Origin of the sequence: Marivita sp. S6314 (assembly GCF_023015985.1) — a bacterium.
Taxonomy (GTDB): domain Bacteria; phylum Pseudomonadota; class Alphaproteobacteria; order Rhodobacterales; family Rhodobacteraceae; genus Marivita.
Genome location: NZ_JALKAO010000005.1, coordinates 49,544 through 73,344 on the forward strand (window position 1 = coordinate 49,544; position 23,801 = coordinate 73,344).

24 protein-coding genes are annotated in these 23,801 nt (G+C 58.7%); 6 read left to right on the forward strand and 18 right to left on the reverse strand.

The features are described 5' to 3' along the window. The first annotated feature begins 15 nt into the window (after positions 1-15). Positions 16-1,080, forward strand: a complete 1,065-nt coding sequence (gene hemH / locus MWU54_RS14435) for a ferrochelatase (RefSeq protein WP_247085088.1) — start codon at positions 16-18, stop codon at positions 1,078-1,080. A 148-nt stretch (positions 1,081-1,228) separates the two neighbouring features. On the opposite strand, the gene MWU54_RS14440 is transcribed toward hemH, so the two are convergent. After that, positions 1,229-1,420, reverse strand: coding sequence for a ferrochelatase (locus tag MWU54_RS14440; protein WP_247085090.1), 192 nt, complete (start codon positions 1,418-1,420; stop codon positions 1,229-1,231). 149 nt (positions 1,421-1,569) lie between these two features. After that, entirely contained in the window at positions 1,570-2,169 is a 600-nt protein-coding gene (locus tag MWU54_RS14445; RefSeq protein ID WP_247085092.1) for a L,D-transpeptidase, read from the reverse strand. Between the two features lie 177 nt (positions 2,170-2,346). On the opposite strand from MWU54_RS14445, the gene MWU54_RS14450 reads away from it, so the two are divergent. Next, positions 2,347-2,901, forward strand: a complete 555-nt coding sequence (locus MWU54_RS14450) for a CAP domain-containing protein (RefSeq protein WP_247085094.1) — start codon at positions 2,347-2,349, stop codon at positions 2,899-2,901. A gap of 36 nt (positions 2,902-2,937) precedes the next feature. Here the strand turns inward: MWU54_RS14450 and MWU54_RS14455 are convergent, their stop codons facing one another. The 8 genes from MWU54_RS14455 to MWU54_RS14490 all read right to left on the reverse strand — a co-directional run bounded on the left by MWU54_RS14455 (position 2,938) and on the right by MWU54_RS14490 (position 12,134). Continuing rightward, positions 2,938-3,423, reverse strand: coding sequence for a L,D-transpeptidase family protein (locus tag MWU54_RS14455; protein WP_247085096.1), 486 nt, complete (start codon positions 3,421-3,423; stop codon positions 2,938-2,940). A gap of 89 nt (positions 3,424-3,512) precedes the next feature. Beyond that, the gene (locus MWU54_RS14460; RefSeq protein ID WP_247085098.1) at positions 3,513-4,277 is read right to left on the reverse strand and encodes an ion transporter; all 765 of its coding nucleotides are present in this window, start codon (positions 4,275-4,277) and stop codon (positions 3,513-3,515) included. A 15-nt stretch (positions 4,278-4,292) separates the two neighbouring features. Next, on the reverse strand, positions 4,293-5,513 hold the full coding sequence (locus MWU54_RS14465) for a class I SAM-dependent RNA methyltransferase (RefSeq protein WP_247085100.1): 1,221 nt from the start codon (positions 5,511-5,513) through the stop codon (positions 4,293-4,295). 91 nt (positions 5,514-5,604) lie between these two features. Next, positions 5,605-7,431: an ABC transporter ATP-binding protein gene (locus tag MWU54_RS14470; RefSeq protein WP_247085102.1), complete on the reverse strand. Its 1,827-nt coding sequence runs from the start codon at positions 7,429-7,431 to the stop codon at positions 5,605-5,607. Further along, positions 7,428-9,272, reverse strand: coding sequence for an ABC transporter ATP-binding protein (locus tag MWU54_RS14475; RefSeq protein WP_247085104.1), 1,845 nt, complete (start codon positions 9,270-9,272; stop codon positions 7,428-7,430). Before MWU54_RS14475 ends, MWU54_RS14470 begins: the two co-directional genes overlap by 4 nt. A 141-nt stretch (positions 9,273-9,413) precedes the next feature. Next, the gene (locus MWU54_RS14480; protein ID WP_247085106.1) at positions 9,414-10,559 is read right to left on the reverse strand and encodes a CCA tRNA nucleotidyltransferase; all 1,146 of its coding nucleotides are present in this window, start codon (positions 10,557-10,559) and stop codon (positions 9,414-9,416) included. Continuing rightward, entirely contained in the window at positions 10,556-11,152 is a 597-nt protein-coding gene (locus MWU54_RS14485; protein WP_247085108.1) for a CoA pyrophosphatase, read from the reverse strand. Before MWU54_RS14485 ends, MWU54_RS14480 begins: the two co-directional genes overlap by 4 nt. Next, positions 11,145-12,134, reverse strand: a complete 990-nt coding sequence (locus MWU54_RS14490; protein ID WP_247085110.1) for an Hsp33 family molecular chaperone HslO — start codon at positions 12,132-12,134, stop codon at positions 11,145-11,147. Before MWU54_RS14490 ends, MWU54_RS14485 begins: the two co-directional genes overlap by 8 nt. Positions 12,135-12,223: 89 nt before the next feature. On the opposite strand from MWU54_RS14490, the gene MWU54_RS14495 reads away from it, so the two are divergent. Beyond that, complete coding sequence (locus MWU54_RS14495) at positions 12,224-12,709, forward strand: NUDIX hydrolase (RefSeq protein ID WP_247085112.1); 486 nt, start codon at positions 12,224-12,226, stop codon at positions 12,707-12,709. Here the strand turns inward: MWU54_RS14495 and MWU54_RS14500 are convergent. Continuing rightward, entirely contained in the window at positions 12,677-13,942 is a 1,266-nt protein-coding gene (locus MWU54_RS14500) for a fused response regulator/phosphatase (protein WP_247085114.1), read from the reverse strand. The genes MWU54_RS14495 and MWU54_RS14500 overlap by 33 nt on opposite strands. A 153-nt stretch (positions 13,943-14,095) precedes the next feature. Between MWU54_RS14500 and MWU54_RS14505 the strand changes: the two genes are divergently transcribed. Then, positions 14,096-14,428, forward strand: a complete 333-nt coding sequence (locus MWU54_RS14505; RefSeq protein ID WP_247085116.1) for an Hpt domain-containing protein — start codon at positions 14,096-14,098, stop codon at positions 14,426-14,428. Here the strand turns inward: MWU54_RS14505 and MWU54_RS14510 are convergent. Genes MWU54_RS14510 through MWU54_RS14520 form a run of 3 tightly spaced genes read right to left on the reverse strand, consistent with a single transcriptional unit; the run spans position 14,425 to position 17,257 of the window. Further along, on the reverse strand, positions 14,425-15,240 hold the full coding sequence (locus MWU54_RS14510) for an SDR family oxidoreductase (RefSeq protein WP_247085118.1): 816 nt from the start codon (positions 15,238-15,240) through the stop codon (positions 14,425-14,427). The two genes, MWU54_RS14505 and MWU54_RS14510, sit on opposite strands and share 4 nt — an antisense overlap. Further along, positions 15,240-16,466, reverse strand: coding sequence for a threonine ammonia-lyase IlvA (ilvA, locus tag MWU54_RS14515; RefSeq protein WP_247085120.1), 1,227 nt, complete (start codon positions 16,464-16,466; stop codon positions 15,240-15,242). The genes MWU54_RS14510 and ilvA overlap by 1 nt, the downstream gene beginning before the upstream one ends. A 38-nt stretch (positions 16,467-16,504) precedes the next feature. After that, positions 16,505-17,257, reverse strand: a complete 753-nt coding sequence (locus MWU54_RS14520) for a hypothetical protein (protein WP_247085122.1) — start codon at positions 17,255-17,257, stop codon at positions 16,505-16,507. Positions 17,258-17,360: 103 nt separating this feature from the next. On the opposite strand from MWU54_RS14520, the gene MWU54_RS14525 reads away from it, so the two are divergent. Then, positions 17,361-18,587, forward strand: coding sequence for an argininosuccinate synthase (locus MWU54_RS14525; RefSeq protein ID WP_247085124.1), 1,227 nt, complete (start codon positions 17,361-17,363; stop codon positions 18,585-18,587). On the opposite strand, the gene MWU54_RS14530 is transcribed toward MWU54_RS14525, so the two are convergent. Further along, complete coding sequence (locus MWU54_RS14530) at positions 18,523-19,029, reverse strand: hypothetical protein (RefSeq protein ID WP_247085126.1); 507 nt, start codon at positions 19,027-19,029, stop codon at positions 18,523-18,525. The two genes, MWU54_RS14525 and MWU54_RS14530, sit on opposite strands and share 65 nt — an antisense overlap. A gap of 61 nt (positions 19,030-19,090) precedes the next feature. Next, positions 19,091-19,810 carry a sulfotransferase gene (locus tag MWU54_RS14535; protein ID WP_247085128.1) on the reverse strand — a complete coding sequence of 240 codons (720 nt, stop codon included), beginning with the start codon at positions 19,808-19,810 and terminating at the stop codon, positions 19,091-19,093. 157 nt (positions 19,811-19,967) lie between these two features. On the opposite strand from MWU54_RS14535, the gene msrA reads away from it, so the two are divergent. Continuing rightward, positions 19,968-20,630 carry a peptide-methionine (S)-S-oxide reductase MsrA gene (gene msrA, locus MWU54_RS14540; protein WP_247085130.1) on the forward strand — a complete coding sequence of 221 codons (663 nt, stop codon included), beginning with the start codon at positions 19,968-19,970 and terminating at the stop codon, positions 20,628-20,630. Here msrA and MWU54_RS14545 read toward each other — a convergent pair. Further along, the gene (locus MWU54_RS14545) at positions 20,627-21,502 is read right to left on the reverse strand and encodes a ribokinase (RefSeq protein WP_247085132.1); all 876 of its coding nucleotides are present in this window, start codon (positions 21,500-21,502) and stop codon (positions 20,627-20,629) included. The two genes, msrA and MWU54_RS14545, sit on opposite strands and share 4 nt — an antisense overlap. A gap of 2 nt (positions 21,503-21,504) precedes the next feature. Beyond that, complete coding sequence (locus tag MWU54_RS14550) at positions 21,505-23,760, reverse strand: NADP-dependent malic enzyme (protein WP_247085134.1); 2,256 nt, start codon at positions 23,758-23,760, stop codon at positions 21,505-21,507. Between the last annotated feature and the right edge of the window lie 41 nt (positions 23,761-23,801).

A 23,801-nucleotide genomic window follows, 5' to 3' on the forward strand; every position in this document is an offset into this window, starting at 1 on the left:
GAGGACTGAGGCTCTATGTTGGACGCCACCAAAACCGCGCAACGCCCGACCCATTCACCGACCGAGCATCCAAAGGTGCCCGCCGCCCGTGTGGGTGTCCTTTTGGCCAACCTGGGAACGCCGGATGATTATTCATACTGGCCCATGCGCCGGTACCTGAACGAATTCCTGTCAGACCGCCGTGTCATCGACTACAGCCCGTGGCTCTGGCAGCCGCTTTTGCAGCTGATCATCCTGACGAAACGTCCGTTCAGTTCAGGCGAAGCGTACAAGTCGATCTGGAACGAGGAACAGGGCGAAAGCCCGTTGATGACGATCACCAAGGATCAGACCGCCAAAGTCACCGAAGCGATGAAGAACCGCTACGGCGATCAGGTGGTGGTTGATTTCTGCATGCGCTATGGCAATCCATCGACCAAATCCAAAGTCCGCGAGATGGTCGAGGCCGGGTGCCGCAAGATCCTCTTTTTCCCGCTGTACCCGCATTATGCCGGGGCCACGTCAGCCACTGCAAATGACCAGTTCTTCCGCGCGCTGATGGATGAAAAGTGGCAGCCAACGGTACGCACCGTGGACCCCTATTTCGAACATCCGCTCTATATCGAGGCCTTGGCACAGTCGATCGAGACGGCCTATGCCAAGCTGGACAAGCGCCCCGATATCCTTGTGTGCTCTTATCACGGAGTGCCGAAACGGTACCTGATGGAAGGCGATCCCTATCACTGCCAGTGTCAGAAAACGACGCGTTTGCTGAAGGAACGTCTGGGGTGGGACGATTCGGAGATCGTGACCACGTTCCAATCCAAGTTTGGACCGGAAGAGTGGTTGAAGCCTTACACGGTGGAAGAAGTGGCGCGGCTGGCCGAAGAGGATGGCAAGAAAAACATCGCCGTCTGCGCGCCCGCGTTTTCAGCCGACTGCATCGAAACGCTGGAAGAGATCAACGAAGAGATCAAAGAAAGCTTTGAAGAGGCCGGCGGTGAGCATTTCACCTACATTCCGTGTCTCAACGACGATCCTGCGCATATCAAAGCGTTGTCGGCGGTTATCGAAGAAAACCTGAACGGGTGGTTGGACTGACGCAGACGGGCAAAAAGCGGAGTCCTCGATCTCTGCGCATCCCAAGTCAGACCGACCGAAATCGCTCAACACAACACATCAGTGGCAGACATGAAAAAAGGCGGTGCCAGAAGCACCGCCTTTTAACAATTCGATATCCAATTAAGGATTAGTCAGCAGCTGCAGCAGCCAGCAGGGCGATAACGACCAGCGGGATGATGAGACCTGCGGAAGAGGAGCTTGCTGCTGCTTCTTCAACAACAACGACTGGCTCCATCATGACTTCGCCTTTTGCGTGGCCTTTTGCCATTGCTGTCGATGCAGCAGCAGCCAGGGCAGCGGCGAGAACGAGTTTCTTCATATTAACCTCCAGATATTAGCATGTCGGTCTACCAATAGGCATGACACGACAGGCACCCAAGACTTACCTCGTAGGGCTTTGTAAGCAGCTTATGCGGGTAAATGCAAACCTATCTTATCACTCGACTTTCCAGCCTTGTGGCCATGTCGTCAAATAAGCAACACCTGTGTTCCCACCTTCGCCAGTTCGTAAAGCTCTTCGATGTGCTCGTTATAAAGACCGATACATCCGTTCGATGAACGGCGTCCGATTTTCCGCGTATCGTGGGTCCCGTGGATACGATAATACGTCCAGCTAAGGTGCAAAGCCCGTGTGCCAAGCGGATTGTCGGGCCCCGGCGCCACGTAATCCGGCCAGTCCGGATTGCGGATTTTCATCGACGGCGTGGGACGCCAATCGGGGGCTGGATCCTTGAGAACGATCTCGGTGCGGCCGCGACGCGTCAGATCTTCGGTCAGCGGCACGGAAGACGGGTACAACCGGTAATCGCCGCTTTCCATCCAGTAATGAAGCGCGCGCGAATCGATATCCACAAGGATCGCCCCGCCTTTCAGATCACTGAAATACGGACGCCAGTCGAGCGTGCGGAAACTTGAGATATTGCGGCGCACAACCTGCGACAAATCGCGCTCCATCTCGACAGTTGCAGCGCTGTTGACGTCCTGCGCGACGGCTGGCGTCGCAAGTGCGGCAGCCGAACCGGCGAGGAACGCGCGGCGATTTACGGAAAAACGCGGAGTTTTAGCCATGTCAGTGGTCCCCTTTATGAGCTAGATGGGATCGTCAAACTTGCTCCTCGTATATGACCGGAATGCCTCACCCGCAATTCAAAGGAATGTCAGACCGGCAAATCTCGGCTTTGTGTGTTTGATCCCACCCACCTCTGGGGCTAAGCGAGAAGGCAACCAAGGATTAGGTGGCTGATCATGAAGCGTTCGACATTTTTGCTAGGGGCAGCGGCTTTGGCTCTGACGGCGTGCGGTGGAACCCCCGCAACGCCAACGCTTGGCCCCGATGGCAAGCCCTTGCCACGCCTGTACCGGATACGCTCAGGCGACGCCGGGCGTATTCAATTCCGAATGCTCGATGCGCTGAACGCCCTGCGTCAGGCCTCTGGTGCGCCCGCGCTGGAACTGAACGCGCGTTTGAACGCTGCCGCCGCAACCCATGCGCGCGACATGAGCGTTCAGAATCGCCCGTGGCATTTCGGCTCTGACGGATCTTCCCCGATCATCCGCATTCAGCGCGCCGGTTATACCGGGCGCCTTGTCGGAGAAGCGATTTCGGAAACCTACGAGACCGAGCTGGAAACGCTGGGTGCGTGGATGGAAGCGCCGAACACCCGGACGGTCCTGCTTGATCCAACCGCACGCGACATGGGCTTTTCCTGGCATCAGGAAGCCAATGGCAAGATCTGGTGGAACCTGATTGTCGGTGCGCCGGGCGAATCCGGGTTTATCCCGATCAACGTCCCGACCTGATCCCGTCTTCTGGTGGTGTGATGATTCAACCCCGCATCAGGGGTTGATCGTGATTGGCGTGCCGTTTTTGACCATCGAATAAATCTCGCGCATTTCCCGGTTGGTCACGGCGATACAGCCCCAAGTCCAGTCCTGACCGCGGTTGCGGTATTTCCACGGGCGTCCGTGGATAAAGATGTCACCGCCGGGTGATTTTCCCATCGCTGCAGCCGCTTCGATATCGCGCGGGCGGGGATAGTCGATGCCGATGGACAGATAGAAGCTGCTGTTGGGATTGCGGCGGTCGATCAGGTATTCGCCTTCGGGCGTGCGCCCGTCGCCTTCGATCTGCTTGTGACCTTCGGGCGCAAAGCCAAGCCCGATGTCATAGGATTTGAGCACCGCGTTATGGTGCAAGAGGTACATCTTGCGTTCACCCTTCTGCACCACGACACGGGTGACCTCGGGTCCATTGTAGGTTGGGAACTTGCCGCAGGCGGTCAGCCCAAGAAGTAGCGCCAGAAGACACAGAATACGAAACATGAAGACACACTGCCCGATTTATTTTGCCGGTTGTTTTGTTAGCGACTGTACACGAATTTGAACGGAACGGGAAAAACGAAAACGTGATATCAGCGCTCGTTCAGTCTTTTTTCGATGGCCTCAAGCCGGTGCAGCACTTCATCGCGATAGGCGTCGGTTTTTTCGTTTGATTCCTCCGCATGGGCGTCCTGCATCGAGTTCACGATCAGACCGACCAACAGGTTCACAACGGCAAAGGTCGTGACCATGATGAACGGCACAAAGAACGCCCAGGCATAGGGGTACACCTCCATCACGGGGCGCACGATTCCCATAGACCAGGATTCCAGCGTCATAATCTGGAACAGGGAATAGCCGGAACTGCCAAGATCGCCGAACCATTGCGGGAAGGCGTCCCCGAACAGCTTGGTCGCCATCACCGCCCCGATGTAAAAGATCAGCGCCATCAGCAGAAACACGCTGCCCATACCTGGAAGCGCGGTAATAAACCCTTCAACCACCCGGCGCAGGCGCGGCGTTGCCGAGACGACGCGCAACACCCGCAGGATGCGCAACGCGCGCAGGACCGAGAACCCCTGTGTGGCCGGGACAAGCGCGATCCCGACAATCACAAAATCAAACAGGTTCCAGCCATTGCGGAAGAACCGCCAGCCATGGGCAAACAGCTTCAGCGCAATCTCGACCACGAAAACCGCCAGACACACCGTATCGAGCATCACGATCAGTGACCCCGCCGCAGCCATCGCGGCCTCGGAGGTTTCAAGCCCCAGAAGAACAGCGTTGAACAGGATGACCCCAATGATGAAATTGGTCACCCACGTCTGTTCCAGAAACGCTGCCACCTTCGCGCGCATTCGCCTGCCCCTTTTTTAGTTGTTGCGACGCAGCAGCGCCACCAACTCCACATGGGTGGACCATCGGAACTGGTCAACCACCCGCACCCATTCAAGATCATAGCCCGCACGCAACAAAGTGGCAGTATCCCGCGCAAAGGTGGCCGGATTGCACGACACATGCGCGATCCGCGATACGGTGCTCTTGGCCAACTCCGCCACCTGCGCCGCAGCCCCCGCCCGTGGTGGATCAATGACAGCGGCATCGAATTTGTTCAGTTCTTCTGCGATCAGAGGATTGCGGAACAGGTCACGGGCTTCATGCGTGATCCGCTTCAGCCCCTTGGCGTTGCGCCATGCCTGATCCAGCGCATTGGTCATGTCGCGGTCGCCTTCAACGGCATGGACCGGGGCATGTTCCGCCATCGGCAATGCAAAGGTTCCGCATCCCGCAAACAGGTCGACGACCGATTTGGGCTGTGTCAGAGCCTGTTTGACCGCTTCGATCAGCGCCGTTTCGCCTTCCTTGGTGGCTTGCAGAAACGCTCCGGGCGGGGGTGTGACCTCGGCTGCACCAATCCGCAGAACCGGCGCGCGGCGCTGCAGCGCGATCTCTCCGTTCCAGGAAATGCGCGCGAGATCATGCGTGCGGGCCAGCTCTGCCAGTGCCTGGTGCAGATCAAGATCCATGTCCTTGCCGCCGGTCACAGCAACATCAAGCCCAAGGTCGGATCCCGTCAGCATCACCGACACTTCGCCTTTGCGCGACGCGCCCAGCGCACCCAGCGTTTCCACCATGGGAAGCGCTGCCGTCAGATCGGGATGCAACAGCTGGCAATTGGGCACCGGGATGATCGTATCCGACGCCTTCATGTGAAACCCGGCCATCGCGCCTTTCTTGGTGCGGCGCACGGAAAAGGACGCTCTTCGGCGTGACAATGCGGGCGACGTGATCGGATCGTTCAGATCAATCGCAATCCCCTGCGCCGCGAGCGCCTGCCGCACCACGTCTTTCTTCCAGTCCGACACAAACGCATCAGACGCGTGCTGAAGCTGACACCCGCCACAGGACCTGGCGTGGGAACACGGTGGTTTGACCCTGTTGTCCGATGGCGTCACGATCCGGATATCGCGCAGACGGTCCCCATCCAATGTCCCGGTCACGGTTTCGCCGGGCAAAGCGCCGGGCGCGTAAACGGGTCCGTTGGCAATGCCGTCGCCATGTTGGCCAAGTCGCTGAATAACGTAGTGTTCCATGTGCCGCGACATGACGGGAAATGCGCCCAAGGTCCAGATCAGACTTGGTGGGTCCGTCTACGCTGCACCAACAACGATCCCGCTTGGCAGATCACTCGGCCGCTTCCGAGCCGATAAACCCGCCGGACTGCCGATCCCAAAACCGTGCGTAGAGCCCGCGCTTGGCCAGCAACGCGTCATGTGTGCCGATTTCGGCGATACGGCCCTGATCCATGACAACGATGCGGTCCATGCTGGCAATGGTGCTCAGCCGATGCGCGATGGCAAGAACCGTCTTGCCTTCCATCACGCGTTCCAGCGCGGTCTGGATCTGCGCCTCGACTTCGGAATCCAATGCGCTGGTCGCCTCGTCCAGAATTAGGATCGGCGCATCCTTGAGAATGGCGCGCGCAAGGGCAATCCGCTGACGTTGACCGCCAGAAAGTTTCACACCGCGTTCCCCAAGATGGGCGTGGTAGCCTGTGCGCCCGCGATGGTCTTCAAGCTCTTTGATAAAGTCATGCGCTTCGGCCTTGCGCGCGGCCTCGGCCACTTCGGCCTCTGTGGCCTCGGGCCTGCCGTAGCGGATGTTGTCCAGCGCAGAGCGGTTGAACATTGCCGTTTCCTGCGTGACCATCCCGATCTGGCGGCGCAGGCTTTCCTGCGACACCGACGCGATGTCCTGCCCATCAATCGAAATCATGCCTTTTTCGGTGTCATAGAGACGCAAGAGCAGCGACACGAGCGTTGATTTCCCCGCCCCCGACGCGCCGACAATGGCAAGCTTCTCACCGGGGTGGATGGTCAGGGAAAGATCCTCAACACCCCCGGTTTCGCGGCCATAGGCAAAGCTCACACGGTCAAGATGCACCTGGCCGTCGGTCACACGCAGCTGCCGGGCATCGTCATCATCGGTCAATGTGTGGTCCGGGGTCAGCGTGCGCATCCCGTCTTCGACCTCACCCACGTTGGCGTAAAGGCTCATCAGCGTGAAACTGACCCAGCCGGTCATCTGCGCCAGACGCAGGCTGATCGCGCCTGTCGCCGCGATATCGCCTGCCGAGATCAATCCAAGCGACCAATACCAAAGCGCACCGCCGATAAGCAGCACCGGCAGGATGCCCGCCAACGCCATCAACCAGAACCGGAACGAGACAGACACGCGACTGAAGGCAAGAAACTTTTCGCGGTAATCCCCCATCGCGTTCAGCGCGGCGCTGTCTTCGAACCCCTGTTGCCCAAAAAGCTTAACCGTTTTGATGTTGGTCACGGTGTCCACCACCTGCCCCGTCACCATCGCACGAGACGCCGCACGCGATTTGGACCGGATGCGAATGCGCGGCATGAAGAACCGGATCAGATAGATATAGGCGATCATCCAGACCAGAAGGCCCAGCGCGATCCGCCAGTCGACCGTTCCCAAGAGCAGCACCGCCCCGATCACCGACGCCAATGCAAAGAGAACGGTATGGACAACTTCGGTCACCACATCGTTCAGCGCGCGTGCGGTTTGCATTTCTTTCTGCGCAATCCGGCCGGCAAAATCATCATCAAAGAACGTAACCGATTGGCCCAGCGTGTAACGGTGAATGCGCGACAAGGTCAGGTTCATCACATTGGGCTGCATCATGATGTTCTGCGTATAGGCGTTCGCCCACATCAGCGCGGGTCGCAGGACAAGAAAGAACCCAAGTGACAGAAACAGCAGCGGCGCGCCCTGGCTGAACACGGCATCCGGCCCGGAGTTCAACGCAGAATCGATCACAAGGCCCAACAGGATCGCCGCCACCACTTCGGTGATACCGGCCAGAATGGACAGGATCCCCGTCAGCCAAAGCACCGGCCAAATGCCATCCAGCGCCCAAGAGAAGAACGCGCCCAGCGATTTTGGCGGCGGTCCGTCTGCGCGTGCAAAGGGGTCGATATCAAAAAGCTTCACTCGGCGGCCTCGGTCTCTGTGGCAATGAATCCGCCCGATTGGCGGGCCCAGAAGCCAGCATATAGTCCGCCGTGCGCCAAAAGCGCGTCATGGGTGCCGTCTTCGACGATCTGCCCCTGATCCATCACCAAAATCCGGTCCATATGCGCGATGGTGGACAGACGGTGCGCAATTGCGATCACGGTCTTCCCCTCCATCATGCCGTACAGCGTGTCCTGAATGGCAGCCTCGACCTCGGAATCCAAAGCGCTTGTAGCTTCATCGAGCAGCAGGATCGGCGCATCCTTGAGGATCACCCGTGCCAGCGTCACGCGCTGACGTTGACCCCCAGAGAGTTTCACGCCGCGTTCACCCACCTGCGCATCATAGCCCATGCGCCCCTGTGGATCAGACAGGTCCTTGATAAACGCGTGCGCTTGCGCCTGTTGCGCGGCGGCGATCACATCGTCCTCTGAGGCGGATGGCCGACCATACAGGATATTGTCACGGACCGAGCGATGCAGAAGTGAGCTGTCCTGCTGCACCATGCCAATCGCCAGACGCAGGCTGTCTTGCGTCACCTGCGTGATGTCCTGCCCATCAATCAGGATGCGCCCGCTTTCGGGATCGTAGAATCGCAAAAGCAGCTTGACCAAGGTCGACTTACCCGCACCCGAGCGGCCAATCAGCCCCACTTTTTCACCGGGTGCAATGGTCAGATCAATCGCGTTCAGTCCACCAGATTCGCGCCCGTAATGGTGTGTCAGAGCCTGAATTTCGATCTTGCCTTGATCCAGCTTCAGCGGTCTCGCATCTGGACGGTCCACAAGCGTGATCGGTTGCGCGATGGTCTGCATGCCCTCGGCCACCACGCCCAATTGACGGAAAAACGACGTCAGCGCCCACATGATCCAGCCGGTCATCGCATTAAGCCGAAGCGTCAAAGCCGTTGCCGCCGCAACCACACCAACACTGGCCTGCCCCTGCATCCAGAGCCAGAAGGCCCAGCCCACAACCGCCACGATCAACAACCCGTTCAGCGTGACAAGCACCACATCCATGATGGTGAACAGGCGCATTTCGTACTGAAATGTTGTGCGGGTTTTCTCGATCGCGTCGCGGGCGTAGTCCAGTTCGTGATCATTATGGGCAAACATCTTGACCGAATGGATGTTCGTGTAGCTGTCGACCACCCGGCCCGTCACCTCGGATCGGGCATCCGAGGCCGCCTCGGATGCGGGCCCAACACGTTTGACCGTCCAGACCACCAACGCCCCGTACAGAAACAGCCAACCGACAAGCGGGATCGCCAGACGCGGGTCCGCCTGTCCCAGAAGGATCAACGCGCCGACCACATAGGCCAGCGAAAAGGTAATGGCGTCGAACACCTGAAACACCGCTTCACCGGCGGCCGGGGGCGTTTGCATAATGCGGTTGGCGATGCGACCGGCGAAATCGTTTTCAAACCACCCCACGGATTGCCGCAACACATGTTTGTGCGCACGCCAGCGGATCAACGTGCCAAAATTCGGCAGGATCGTATTGTTGAGCAGCGCCACATCCAGCGCCTGCAAGGCGGGACGGATGACAAGGATGAACACCGCAAGCGCGATCAGCCAGGTGCCATGTGTTTCCCAAACCTCGGCCGGATCACCGGCGAGGATATCAACCACCCATCCCATCGCCCAGATCAAACCAATCTCGATGGTTGCCACCACAACCGACATCAGCGCCGCGTAGACAAAGACGCGTTTGAACGGCTGGCTGTATTCCATCAAGAACGGGTACAGCTTGGTCGGGGGTGTGTCCTTCTCGTCGTAGGGTCCGTACGGATCGACAAGGGTTTCAAAAAAGCGGAACACCGGGGCGTCTCCTTGGGTACAAAACGGCGCGCGGAGCGTGGTTCAAATGGCCACGGTCCAGTCCAGAAACGAAGGTAATGTTCGGTGTTGTCCGTATCGACTCGGGCAGGATAGCCACGCAAATCGAAAAAGGGAAACGGATCACCGCAAAAGGTCTGCTTTCGTCAAGGTAAAGCCGGATGCGATCCATCGCGCTTCGACATCGTTCAGCTTTTCACCCAGCGCCGCGCCGCTAAACTGGGGCATAAGATGCGAGGGTTTGACCGGGCATTTTTGATCTGCTGCGTCGGTCGCGTGAACCAGCGATTGCGGATCCAGCGGCAGGTCCAGCATCGCAGATCGCAAAAGGATCACGTCTTTCGCCACCTGCGCACCGTGTCGGTATCCCAGTTCTTTTACGCTTTGCGTTCCGGAAATCAGGCTCTGATACTGCGTAAGACGGCGTTGTTGTTTCTTGGACACCCGCAACGGCGTGCCGTCAAAGACACCCAGGCACGCCAGCCGCCGCAGCGGATCGGGGTCTATGCCATGTTGCTGTTCAAGGTGGATCAACGGGGCCAAACCCCGTGTGTCGCCACAGGGCAGAACAGCAGATAACACACCAACCTGCGCCATCGTTCCCACCGCCGGGGCCGGGTCGGGCGCGGCCAGCAGTTTAGTCACCTCTGCCCCGACCCGCTCACGCGACAGGCTGCTTAATCCGTCCAGTGTGTCGGCAATGGCAGCCAAGGCATCGGTGTCAAAACCAAGGTCAGGATCGCCATACCACGCGGCAAAACGAAAGAACCGCAGGATGCGCAGGTAATCTTCGGTGATGCGCGCCGTGGCGTCCCCGATAAAGCGCACCCGCCGCGCCTCAAGATCGGGAAGGCCATTCAGCGGGTCGACCACATGCCCCTCGGCATCAGCGTAGAGCGCGTTCATCGTGAAGTCGCGGCGCTGGGCGTCTTCGGTCATATCGGTCGAAAACCGCACGACGGCATGACGTCCGTCGGTTTCCGTATCGGCCCGAAAGGTCGTGACCTCATACCCTGTTCCGTCAGCCACAAGGGTAAGCGTGCCATGGTCGATCCCGGTCGGGACGGCCTTCAGCGACGCGGCCTCTGCCAGGGACTGCACAATCTGGGGCGTTGCATCTGTGGCGATATCAACATCGGTCACGGGCACACCCATCAACGCGTTTCGCACACAGCCGCCCACCGCATAGGCGTGATGCCCCTGCGCGGTCAGCGCGGCAAAGACAGCTTGCGTGCCATCGCTGGACAGCCAATCCCCCGAGACCTTCATACAGCCTCCATCCGTTCGGCCAGTCCGCGCAGGATGCGCGCGGTGGCACCCCAGATGTAATAGGGACCAAACGGCACGGTGTAGTAATGCCGCCGGATCCCGCGCCAGCGCCGGTACTGAACCGAGTATTCCTGCGCTTTGATCACGTGGGACAGCGGTACGGTGAACACTTCGTCCACCTCGCCGGGTTCGGGTCGAATATCGAACGGTTCGTCGATCCACCCGACAATCGGGGTCATCATGAAACCAGTCACCGTTTCATGCTTCGGCATGGCCCCGACAACGTGAACCGCCTCTTCTGGCAAGCCCACCTCTTCGCGGGCTTCGCGCAGGGCCGCAGCGGTCACATCGGCGTCGGTGTCATCCTGTTTTCCGCCGGGAAAGGCGATCTGGCCCGGATGATGTTTGAGTCGCGACGATCGCTTGGTCAGCAACACGCGCGCGCCATCCGGATGGCGCATCACAGGCACCAAAACACCCGCAGGCCGCAAGGTGCGGCCTTCGGGCAAAACCACATCCGGGTTCAGATCAAAATCGGAGGACGGCGCGCTGGGGCGTGATAGCGCCAAGAAAAGTCGATCACGATCATTCACCCGACACCTCTTCTGCCTCGAACCCAACTGTTGTTGGGTCAAGAGTGTAGTGCGCGCCGCAGAACTGGCAATCGGCAGTGACCTGACCATCGTCGGTTGTCATCTTTTCGATGTCCTTGGCGGAGTAGATCGACAGGCTTTGACGCACGCGGTCCTCGGAACAGCTACAACCAAAGCGGACCGGCAACGCATCAAACACACGCGGGCCCTCTTCGTGGAACAGGCGGACCAGAAGATCGGTTGTCGGCAGCGACGGCCCGATCAGTTCCATGTCCTCGACCGTGGCGAGATGGAAATTCACGCGATTCCAGTTTTCACCGTCATCGTCGCTCACCACATCCTGCGCCAGCAACAACCCGCCTTCACCCGATCCACCGCCAGACACGCTTGGTGATGCTTTGGGCATGTGCTGGATCATGATGCCCCCCGCACGCCAATGCTGGGCCACACCCGGTTCGGTCGACTGGCCAAAGCTCAGCGCGAATTTGGTCGGGATTTGTTCGGACTGCGCGAAATACGCCTCGGCGCACGAGGCCAGCGACGCACCGGACAGCGGTGTGATCCCCTGATAGGGCTGCATGCCTTCGCCCTGATCCATCAGGATCGCGAAATAGCCTTCGCCAATCTGGTCCATTGCCGGCCCATCGCTCAGCTTGTCGGCATCATAGCTGGCATAGGCACGAATGCGTGCCGGTTCGCCTTCGGCTTCGGGCGCGTAGAAATCGGTGGCGATCATGCGCACCGCGCCCTTGGACTGCACTTGCAGGGACAGCTTCCAGCGCAGTTTGATCGTCTGACCGATCAACGCGGTCAGCAACGCCATTTCGGCGACCAGGGCTTCGACCACGGGCGGATAATTGTGTTGCTTCAGAATACCGCTCAACACGCCGTCAAGACGCGCAGCACGGCCACGAATGTCCGCGCGATCAAGCTGAAATGGCAGGACAGTGTCGTCCCAGGCGAGTTTCGATCCAAGTGTCATGGGGTTTCCTTGCTTGCCGCCCTCCGGCATATCCGCGTCTATATAAGAGTCGAATGGGCAGGTCCAAGGGGCAGAAAGGGTTTGGCAGGATGCGCAGGTTTGGTGACGCCCCTGATCTGGGGCGCAAATACACGCTTCGCACAGGGGCTTATGCGATATTGCCGGGGCCGGATGGGCTGCTTTTGACCTATCAGGATGCAGCGGCCCCCGGTTTGCGCACGCTTCCGAAACCCGAATACCAGCTTCCCGGCGGTGGGATTGATCCCGGCGAATCACCGATCCGGGCCTTGGTGCGCGAAGTGTACGAGGAAACAGGGTGGCGGATCGCCCGGCCGATGCGGTTGGGTGCGTATCGCCGCTTCACCTATATGCCGGAATACGATCTTTGGGCGGAAAAGCTGTGCCATATCTACATGGCCCTGCCGGTGATCCGCTACGGTGATCCAATTGAACCGGGGCACACGGCGCTTTGGATGTCGGCAGAGGCCGCAATGCACACTCTGGCCAATTCCGGGGACCGAGACTTTGTCGCGCGCTACGCGTCATACGCCGCCATATTCCAGAAGCGCGGCTGAGATATCGTCGTCAAAATCCTGGGCAAAGCGGGTTTTGGCTTTCAGGGCGTCATAGAGATCATCAAGAAAGTCCGGTCCGGTGCGCCCCGGTGCAACAGATCTGACAATGTCGAGAAGCCCCGCGTCATCCAGAAGCGATCCATCGGGCATGACCGCTTCGGTGAACCCGTCGGAATAGAGCAACATCCTGTCCCCGGCGCGCAGATCAATGGCGTGGTCGTGATAGGTCGCTTCGTCGATCAAGCCGATTGGCATGCCCCCATCCCCCAAAAAAGCCATGTGCCCATCCGCGCGAATCAAAAGCGGGGCCGGATGGCCCGCCTGAACAAACCGCGCGCGCCCGGTCTGTGCGGCAACCTGCACATAGGCCATGGTCAGGTATTCGGTGACACCCTTCTGCCCCACCATTCGTTCATTCAACCGCGATGCCACGTCTTGGGGAGGCAGGAACCCGAACCCCGTGTCCTGCGTACCCAATGCCAGGTTTTCATCTGGAAATTTCGACGACAGATACCCCGCAACCCGCGCTGTGATCATCGCGGACGTGATCCCGTGACCCGAAACATCGAGACTAAACAGTCCAAAATCGCCCGTATCTGTGCCAAACATACCCGCCAAATCCCCACCAACGTGACCACAAGACTGCAGCATCACGCTGACGCGGTTTTTGCCGTACCAGACCGATCGTGTCGGCATCAGGGAGTGCTGCAGGATGCGGGCCTGTTGCAGGTCTTTGTCGATGGACGCATGCACGGCCTGAAGTTCAGACAGCGTTTGGGCGATGACATCGTTTTTGGTTTTCAGCTCCCGCTCCATCGACAGGATGCGGGCACCGGCATTGATCCGCGCGCGCAATTCGTCGCCGTGCACCGGCTTTGTCAGGAAATCATCCGCCCCGGATTCAAGCCCGGACGCAACAGCGGCCTTTTCCGATTTCGATGTCAGCAGGATAAAATACCCGTAGCTGTCCCGTTGTGTTCTGCGAAACGCAGCGCAGAATTCCACACCGGTCATGCCGGGCATCATCCAGTCCGAGATGATCAGATCGGGTTGGAAACTGGCACATAACGCAAGCCCCTGTTCGGCGTCTTCCGCCTCGGCAACCTCGAATCCCCAGCGTTTGAGCATGAGGGTGAGGATCCGACGCTGTGCACGGCTGTCATCGACGACGAGAACGCGACGAAGACACTCCGGCTGCACATTGGGGAACGCCAACTTTGCGTCCTGTAACATACCTATTTCACCAACCCATGCGTCGGCCCCCACACAGGCTTTAGACGTAAGGCGTTAAAGAGGTGTGAAAGCTAAAATGCCCCGCATTTCGTCAAACGCCGTTGCGAATTCTTCATTTAGACCTGTTAGCAAGATCCGGAAATGGAGGGAGCCATGATTGACTGGACTCGCGTGGCGGAACTGCGCGACGAAATCGGTGCGGAAGACTTTGAAGAGGTGGCAGAGCTTTTTCTGATGGAGGTGGAAGACAGTCTTTCGCGGCTGGATGCAGGGACAGGTGATGCCGTTCAGATGCAGGAACTGATGCATTTCCTGAAAGGGTCCGCCCTCAACCTTGGGTTTTCGGATGTCTCGACCTTGTGCAGCCAGGCCGAAGCGGATGCCGCACAGGGCAAGCTGACGATCAATCCCGAAGAGCTTCGCGCGCTCTATGCCAAATCCCGGCAGGCCTTTGAAACCGAGTATCCAACCCGCTTTGCCGCCTAAATCCAGCGATGGATGGATTTCGGATCAAACCCGTCTGCCTGAGCCTTCACCTTTGACCGCAGACGCCGCATGCCTGACATCCACCTGTCGGGATCCGACGCTCTTTGACCAAAATAGGTCTGCGCCTCTGGGTGCGGAAAAATCATGAACTTCCCATTTTCTACACCGGCCAGCGTGGCCTCGGCGACGTCGAACGGCGTGATCACCCCATCCGGTCTGTCGCTTTCCGCACCGTCGGCATACCCCAACAACGGCGTCGCCACATACATCGGGCACACCACAGACACCTGTACCCCGTCATCCGCATGATCAATCGCAAGGGATTGCGCCACACTGACCGCCGCATGTTTCGTGGCGGAATACGCGGCATCCCCGATCTGGGTCAAAACTCCCGCTGCTGACGCGATGTTAACGAGAACACCGGACTTCTGCGCAATCATGTCCGGCAACACCAGCCGCGCCGCCCGCACATGCGCCATCACGTGCAAATCCCAGCTTTTCTGCCAATGCGTGTCGCTTTGAGATGTTGGTCCATCCGGTTCGCCCAGCGCGAACCCCGCGTTGGAAAACACCATGTCAACGGTCCCGAACGCATCCTGCGCTGCCTTGACCATGTCCGCCACGGTTTCCAAACGGCACAAATCGCCCGACGCTGCTTTGCCGCCGATCCTGTCAGCAACCTCTGCCGCCAGATCGGCAGACAGATCATGCACCAGCACGCGCGCACCGCGCGCTGCAAGGGCTTCGGCCAACGCGCGACCGATACCTTGACCGGCCCCCGTGACAATCGCCGATTTTCCGGCAAACCCCATCAGATCACGAATTGCGCAAGCAGATCGTCATCAGTGATGTCCTGATAGGTGAAGCCACCTGCATCCAGCTTGCCAAAAAGGTTGTCAAAACTCGACGCGGTCTTTGTTTCAATCCCGATCAGAACAGATCCGTAGTTGCGGGCCGATTTCTTGAGGTATTCGAACCGGGCGATATCGTCTTCGGGTCCAAGGAAGCCAAGAAAATCCTTGAGCGCTCCGGGGCGCTGGGGAAGGCGAAGGATAAAGTACTTCTTCAATCCCAAGTACTTTTGCGCGCGTTCCTTGACCTCTGGCAGTCTTTCAAAGTCAAAATTGCCACCGCTGCTGACACAAACAACGGTCCGTCCGCGAATGGATTGGCCCAGATCCTGCAGCGCATCCACCGACAGCGCGCCGGCCGGTTCAAGAACGATGCCCTCAACGTTCAGCATTTCAAGCATCGTGGTGCACAACCGATCTTCGCGGATGGTCAGCGTGTTGGCCAGACCAATGCCTTTGAGACGGGCAAAGGTTTTCTGCCCGATCTGCCCCACCGCCGCACCATCAGCAAAGGTGTTCACAAAACCAAGCGGAACCGGTTTGCCGGCCTCCAGAGCCGCGCGAAGACATGCGCCCCCGGCAGGTTCGACGAACGTGTATTGGCAACCCGTGCCAAGATAGCTGAGCATACCCGCAGACAACCCCCCACCGCCCACCGGGATCACCAGATGATCGGGGTCTTTGCCAAGCTGCTCGACCAGTTCAACCGCAACGCTGGCCTGGCCCTCGATGACATCCTCATCATCAAACGGCGACAGGAAATGCCCCCCGGCTTCGACACAAAACGCCTGCGCGGCGGCCAGCGTGTCGTCGAAATAGTCACCAGTCAGGCGAATCTCGATGCTGTCGCCGCCGAACATCGATGTTTTCTGGATCTTCTGCTGCGGCGTGGTCACCGGCATGAAGATCACGCCTTTCTTACCGAAATGCTTGCACATGTAAGCGACGCCCTGCGCGTGATTGCCCGCGCTGGCACAGACAAACAGATCCGCATCAGGGCGCTTGCGCATCGCGTTGAACGCACCGCGCAGTTTGTAGCTGCGCACCGGGGACAGGTCTTCGCGTTTGAGGTAGACATCGGCGTGATACAGGTCCGACAGATGCGCATTCCGCAGCAAGGGTGTCGGTGGAAACACGTCACGCATCGCCTTGGTGGCGTCGCGCGCGGATTGGACGAAATCAGTCATACACCACCCCTAGGCATTCTGTCTTGGACCGCAAGCGATCAGTCGATGGGCCGTTTTTCCACGAAATGGCCATACAGCGTTGTAAGAACAGAGATCCCGATGATCGTCGCAAACCAGTTGACCACAAGCGAATAGACGACGTTGATCACCGATGTCGGATCATCATTGAACCAGGATGGCAATTGCACGATGATGCTGGCCCCCACGACAATCAGGGCCAGCGTCAGGATGGTGCCGCTTTCGCCTTTGGTTTCATCCCAGGCCGCGCCAAGGCTGAGCTTTTCGCCCAAGGCCGCGGCGGGCAGCATCACACCCAAACGGAAGAACAGGTACGCCCCGATCCCGATCAGTGCCAGCGTCATGACGCCGGCGAGGCCCGGCATCCCGATGGAAATGATGCCCACAGGGATCGACACAACCACAACGGCCAACATGATCAGCAAACCAATCAGGATCGACCGACCCAGATACCCCAGCACCGCCGATCCGTGAAATTGCGGGATCCAGCCGGACGTGGTTTCGCCGGTCAGCGCATAGCGATGCCAGGCCACCGCGATCCACAGGCTGGCGATAATCGCCAGCAGGCCAAGCAGGATCGTCGGCAGAATAGTGCTCGGGTCCATCACCGGAACCTGCGCGCCATCAAACTCCATCATCTGGGGTGGATTGAAGAAACTATAGATCGTGTAGCTGCTCTGCAGAAGGTACAGCACCAGCGACAGACGCAGTGCCTGATCCAGGTTGGTCATCACCAAATTGAACGAATGGCGGAATATCTGCCAACCTTTCATATCACTCACCCTCTTCTGCCCTCAAGCGTTGTCAAACGGCGGCTTCTTGCCCCTGTCCTGAAAAACAAGTAATCGCCCCGACAAACCCGTTAAAGGAAAACCCATGTCTGCGCCGAAAAAAGTTGTGCTGGCCTATTCTGGTGGCCTTGATACCTCGATCATTCTGAAATGGCTTCAGACCGAGTACGGGTGTGAGGTTGTGACCTTCACCGCCGATCTTGGTCAGGGCGAGGAACTGGAACCCGCCCGCGAAAAGGCCGTCATGCTGGGCATCAAACCCGAGAACATCTTTATCGAAGACATCCGCGAGGAATTCGTCTGCGATTTCGTCTTCCCGATGTTCCGCGCCAACGCGGTGTATGAAGGCATCTACCTGCTGGGCACCTCCATCGCACGACCGCTCATTTCCAAGCGTCTGGTCGAAATTGCGGCGGAAACCGGGGCGGATGCGGTGTCGCATGGCGCGACCGGCAAAGGCAACGATCAGGTGCGCTTTGAATTGTCGGCCTATGCGCTGAACCCGGACATCAAGGTGATCGCGCCCTGGCGTGAATGGGATCTGTCTTCACGCACCAAGCTTTTGGATTTTGCGGAAAAGAACCAGATCCCGATTGCCAAGGACAAGCGCGGCGAAGCGCCGTTCTCGGTCGATGCGAACCTGCTGCACACGTCATCTGAAGGCAAAGTGCTGGAAGACCCGGCGCAGGAAGCGCCTGCCTATGTCTATCAACGCACCGCACACCCCGAAGAAGCCCCGGACACGCCCGAGATGGTCGAGATCACCTTTGAGAAAGGCGATGCCGTTGCCATCAACGGCGAAGCGATGTCGCCTGCCACGATCCTGACCAAGCTGAACGAGCTGGGTGGCAAGCACGGCGTCGGGCGTCTTGATCTGGTGGAAAACCGCTTTGTCGGCATGAAGTCACGCGGCATCTACGAAACACCCGGCGGCACGGTTCTGCTTGAAGCACATCGCGGGATTGAGCAGATCACGCTCGATTCCGGGGCGGGGCACCTCAAGGATTCGATCATGCCGCGTTATGCGGAACTGATTTATAACGGGTTCTGGTACTCGCCCGAGCGGGAGATGCTGCAGGCACTGATCGACAAATCACAAGAGCATGTCACCGGTACGGTCCGCGTGAAGCTCTACAAGGGATCGGTCAACACGGTTGCCCGCTGGTCAGATCATTCGCTTTATTCCGAGGCGCATGTGACGTTCGAAGAAGACGCAGGCGCGTATGATCAGAAAGACGCGCAGGGGTTCATTCAGTTGAACGCGCTGCGTCTGAAACTTCTTGCGGCGCGCAATCGTCGACTGAAATCGTAACGGTTTCGTTCTGACCAACGTCTGGTTTGTTTGTCTCTGTTTCGGCAGAGTTTGAGACGTCTTCTTGATCCCCCAAGAGGGCGTCTCTTGCCGTCTGCACCGTCTTGCGCACCGTTCTGTTCGACGCCGGACGCGATGACAGACGGGTCCCGTCAAACACAACGGCTTTTGGCTGCGCGACGCCCAGCGCGTTTGGCGCACCAACCACGCCCTTGGACACGAGTCTGTCGATCAGCAGATCAGCCTGCTCTGACGACACCTTGAGCGCTTTGCTCAACGTTTTCTCGGAAATCGGGTTCCCGGCACGCGCCATGGCCACTGCCCAGATGTACAGGTTGCGCGGCGCTTGCGCGATCGGGCGTGCAAAAGCGGTTTTGGGCAACGGCACGACAGCGGCAAGCGCGCTGCCTGCGGTCAGGTTCAGGAAATCACGTCGTTTCATGCCAAGGATGTGGGCACGCCCGTTCGGGCCTTCACGGGGAATAACCGTTCGTTTTCCCGTCCTAAAGTGTCAAAGCACGCGCTCGCAGGGCATTATATGCAGGCAATGCTCCCTCTGCCAGGTCGTGCGCGCGCCCTTCCAGACGGGGCAAATCCCCTTCGGGACCGGCAAATCCGGTGGTCTGGTGTAAGGACGTGTACCAAACCGGCGCCCACGCGCCGTCATAGGGTTTCGGCCCTTTCGGCCATTGCAACATCGCGGGATCCCAATCCAATCCGATGGCGGCGCACAGGGCCTGTAACATGGCTTCTGGATTGCGCCGGATATCGGCGCTGTCGATCACAACGGGCGTTTGACCCAGAGAGGTCACATAGTCGTAAAGCTCAAGCTGGCGATCAAAGCCGATATCGTCGGACGTGGTGTCTGGGTAACCCTTCATGAAACTGGCCACCACCCGCGCCGGATGGCGGATCAGAAACACGTTCACGCACGCATCCATGAAGCTGCGCGGTATGCCATCAATCATATGTTGGCACATATGCTTGTGATAAACGTGCGATTTCCCATTCGGAATCGGGCCAATCAGACTCTGTTCCACCTCAACTTGCGTTTCCGCACGCGAGGCCAGAACCTCGGCCCGCATCGGATGATCCAACCCCGTCAGGCGCAGATAGGGCCCATAGAACGGTTCATCCACCACCGCGAAATCAGAGCGCTGCGCAAACGCATACATCATCGCGCTCGACAGGTTGCGTGGCCCTGACCACATTGCAAGTCTCATATTTGAACCCTTCGCCCTTAACGTCTGCGTAAGCTACTTACACAAACCGGTCGTGCAAGTGGAAACCAACGCTCACCTTCCGGTGAACACGCCACTCTGAAATTGCGCGACTTACGTGTTTCAGAGCACTCTATCCCCAGATTGAAGGAGTTTTCGCATGCGTCCGCTTCGCCGACCCCACCCCGTCCTGCTGAGCCTTGCCATCGTGGCGGGCCTTTTCCTGAACGCAACCTCCGCAAAAGCGGGACAGACGAAAGAGATCATCGTCGCCGGGGGATGCTTCTGGTGTGTCGAAGCGGATTTCGAACGTGTCCGTGGCGTCAAGGAGGTTGTGTCTGGTTACACAGGTGGCACCACCGCGAACCCCACCTATAAGCAGGTCACCCGGGGCGGGACGGGGCATTATGAAGCTGTCAAAATCATCTATGACAGCGGACAGCTTTCGTTGTCACAATTGTATGACATGTTCTTCAGATCCGTTGATCCAACCGATGCCGGAGGCCAGTTCTGTGATCGCGGTCAAAGCTACGCAACTGCGATATTCGTCTCTGACACGGCCCAAAAAGCCGCCGCTGAAACGGCAAAGTCCAAGGCGCGGTCAGAGCTGGGTCAGCGCATCGTCACCCCGATCCTGGCCGCAAAGACATTCTACGACGCCGAAGACTATCACCAAGATTACTACAAGGGCACCAATCGTGTGATCACGCGGTTTGGCGCGATCAAGCAAAGCGAAGCGTACAAGCGATATCGCAAAGGCTGTGGGCGCGACGCTCGGATCAAGCAACTTTGGGGTAGCGCCGCGCCGTTTGTGTCGAATTAACCCAGACGCGCGTCTTCCACGTCTTTCAAATCCGGGATCACATCAGCCGTGCCCTGGCGCGTGACCATGATCGCACCCGCCTGTTGGCCAAGCGAAATCGCTTGCTCCATCGGCAATCCCCGATCCAGCCCGGCAACGAGGAAGCCGGTGAACGTGTCCCCGGCCCCGGTTGTATCGACCGGAGTCACAGGTAAGGCGGGGAAATGACGGTCGGTTTGCTGATCCGTGTTCAGCCATCGGCACCCATCGCCCCCCAGTGTCACCACGATATCCCGCACCGGTAGGTCGGACAGAGGCGTCTGCATCGCCGCGGTTAGCTGTTCGGCCTCAACCGCGTTCATCACAAGGAGGTCAAGCAGCGGCAGAACCGCTTGCACGGCATCCCCATCAAAGGGCGCCGAAGCATAGACAACGCGCAGTCCTTTTTCCGACGCAAGCAACGCGCCCTTCCGCTGGGCAGAGGTTTCGTTTTGAAACAGGAACGTGTCCCGGTCCGTCGCCTCTGCGAGGGCAAGAGCAATATGTGTCTTTGTTACAGCGTGATTTGCCCCGGGATAGAGAAGGATGGCGTTTTCGCCCTGTGTGTCGACCATGATCACCGCATGTCCGGTCGGCTGGTCCACCTCGGTGATAAACCGCGTATCGACGCCGTATTCCAGCATCCGATCCACCGCCCAGCGCCCGTCCGACCCAACCGCGCCGATATGCACCGAACGCGCCGCAGCCCGCGCTGTAGCAACCGACATGTTCGCGCCTTTGCCACCCAGACCACGGCTGTGTTCCGTGGAAGCCAGCGTTTCCCCCGGCGCAAGCAGATGCGGGACCTGATAGAACAGGTCCGCATTGATCGACCCAAGGTTAAAAACCGTCATGATCAGTTGCCCTTACACGCCGCCAGAACCGCCATGTTCAGAATGTCATTCGCTGTCATGGTGGTGGAACAAATCTGGATCGACTTGTCGATTCCCGCGAGAATCGGACCAATGACAGTGGCCCCCGCCATTTCCTGCATCAGCTTGACCGATATCGACGCCGAATGCCGGGCCGGAACAACGAGGATATTGGCCGGGCCTGTGAGCCTCTGGAACGGGTAGCTGGATTGCGCCTTGGTGTTCAGCGCAACGTCGACAGTCATTTCGCCTTCGTATTCAAACGTGACACCGCGCTTATCAAGCACGTCAGGTGCTTTCGCCATCTTCTCGGCGCGTTCAGACACCGGATACCCGAAGGTCGAGAAGGACACGAAGGCGACACGCGGCTCCAACCCGATCAGGGTCGCAACCTCTGCGCTGCGTTCCGCGATGTTGGCAAGATCTTCTTCGTCCGGCCACTCGTTTACCAATGTATCCGAGATCAGGATGATGCGGCCCTTGTGCAGCAACGCGGTCACCCCGGCCACACCATGATCCCGGTCCGCGTTGAACACGTGATTGATCAGTTCCAGCACATGCGCCGATTTGCGAGTGGCCCCCGTGACAAGGGCGTCGCCATGACCATGGGCCAGCATCAGCGATGCAAACACATGCCGGTCGCGCGCGGCAAGGCGGTGAATGTCCTGCCCGTCAAAGCCTTTGCGCTGCAACCGGTCGTAAAGGAAGCTCTTATAGGCATCGAAATGCTGCGTCTTCGCGGCATTCACCACCTCAAGTTCGCGCACGGCATCACCCAGACCCGCCTCTTCCAGCTTGGTCTTCACATCCGCATCGCGACCCACCACCAGCGCCTTGCCGAAACCGGACCGCTGATACATGACCGCCGCGCGCAATACGCGTGGATCATCGCCTTCTGCAAAGATCATCCGCGCCTGCGCCGATCGCGCCCGTGCGTTGATGCTGCGCAGGATGCTGGCCGTTGGGTCCATCCGCGATTTGAGCGATTCTTCATACGCCTCAAGATCAATGATCGGTCGCCGCGCTGCACCCGTGTCCATGCCCGCCTTGGCAACGGCTGGCGGAATGCGGTGTATCAGGCGCGGATCAAACGGGGTTGGGATGATGTAATCACGCCCGAAGGTCAGGCTTTTGCCATAGGCCAACGCCACCTCGTCGGGCACATCCTCGCGTGCGAGTTCTGCGAGGGCTTGCGCACAGGCGATCTTCATCTCGTCATTGATGGCGCGGGCGTGAATGTCGAGCGCCCCACGGAACAGGTAGGGAAAGCCCAACACGTTGTTCACCTGGTTGGGATAGTCGCTGCGTCCGGTCGCAACAATCGCGTCGACCCGCACGTCGTGGGCATCTTCAGGTGTGATTTCGGGGTCCGGATTTGCCATGGCAAAAATCACCGGATTGTCGGCCATCGACTTGACCATATCCTGTGTCACCGCACCCTTGGCACTGACGCCAAGAAACACATCCGCATCAACCATTGCCTCTTCCAGCGTGCGCGCATCGGTTTTCACCGCATGCGCCGATTTCCACTGGTTCATGCCTTCGGTGCGGCCCTGATACAAAACGCCCTTGGTATCGGCGACGATACAATTGTCATGCCGCGCGCCCATGCGTTTGAGCAGTTCGATACAGGCAATCCCGGCAGCGCCCGCACCGTTCAAAACGATCTTCACATCCTCGATCTTTTTACCCGAGATATGCAGCGCGTTGATCAATCCCGCCGCGCAAATCACCGCTGTGCCGTGCTGGTCGTCATGAAAGACCGGGATGTCCATCTCTTCCTTGAGACGTTGTTCGATGATGAAGCATTCCGGCGCCTTGATGTCTTCAAGGTTGATCCCGCCAAAGGTCGGCCCCATCAGGCGCACCGCCTTGCAGAACTCGTCGGGGTCCTCGGTGTCCAGTTCGATATCAATCGAGTTTACGTCAGCAAACCGTTTGAACAGGACGGACTTGCCCTCCATCACAGGCTTCGACCCCAATGCGCCCAGATTGCCGAGACCAAGAACCGCCGTCCCGTTCGAGATCACCGCCACAAGGTTGCCCTTGTTGGTATAGTCGTAGGCTAGGCCGGGGTCTTTCGCGATGTCCTCGCACGGAACCGCCACACCCGGAGAATACGCCAAGGACAAATCCCGCTGGGTGGTCATGGGAACAGTGGCTTGCACCTCCCATTTCCCAGGGGTCGGTTCGAGGTGAAAGGCCAGCGCCTCTTCGCGGGTGTATTTTGTGTTGGACATGACAGCCTCTGAAATCAAATTCGGGTTTTCCACCCGCGTCG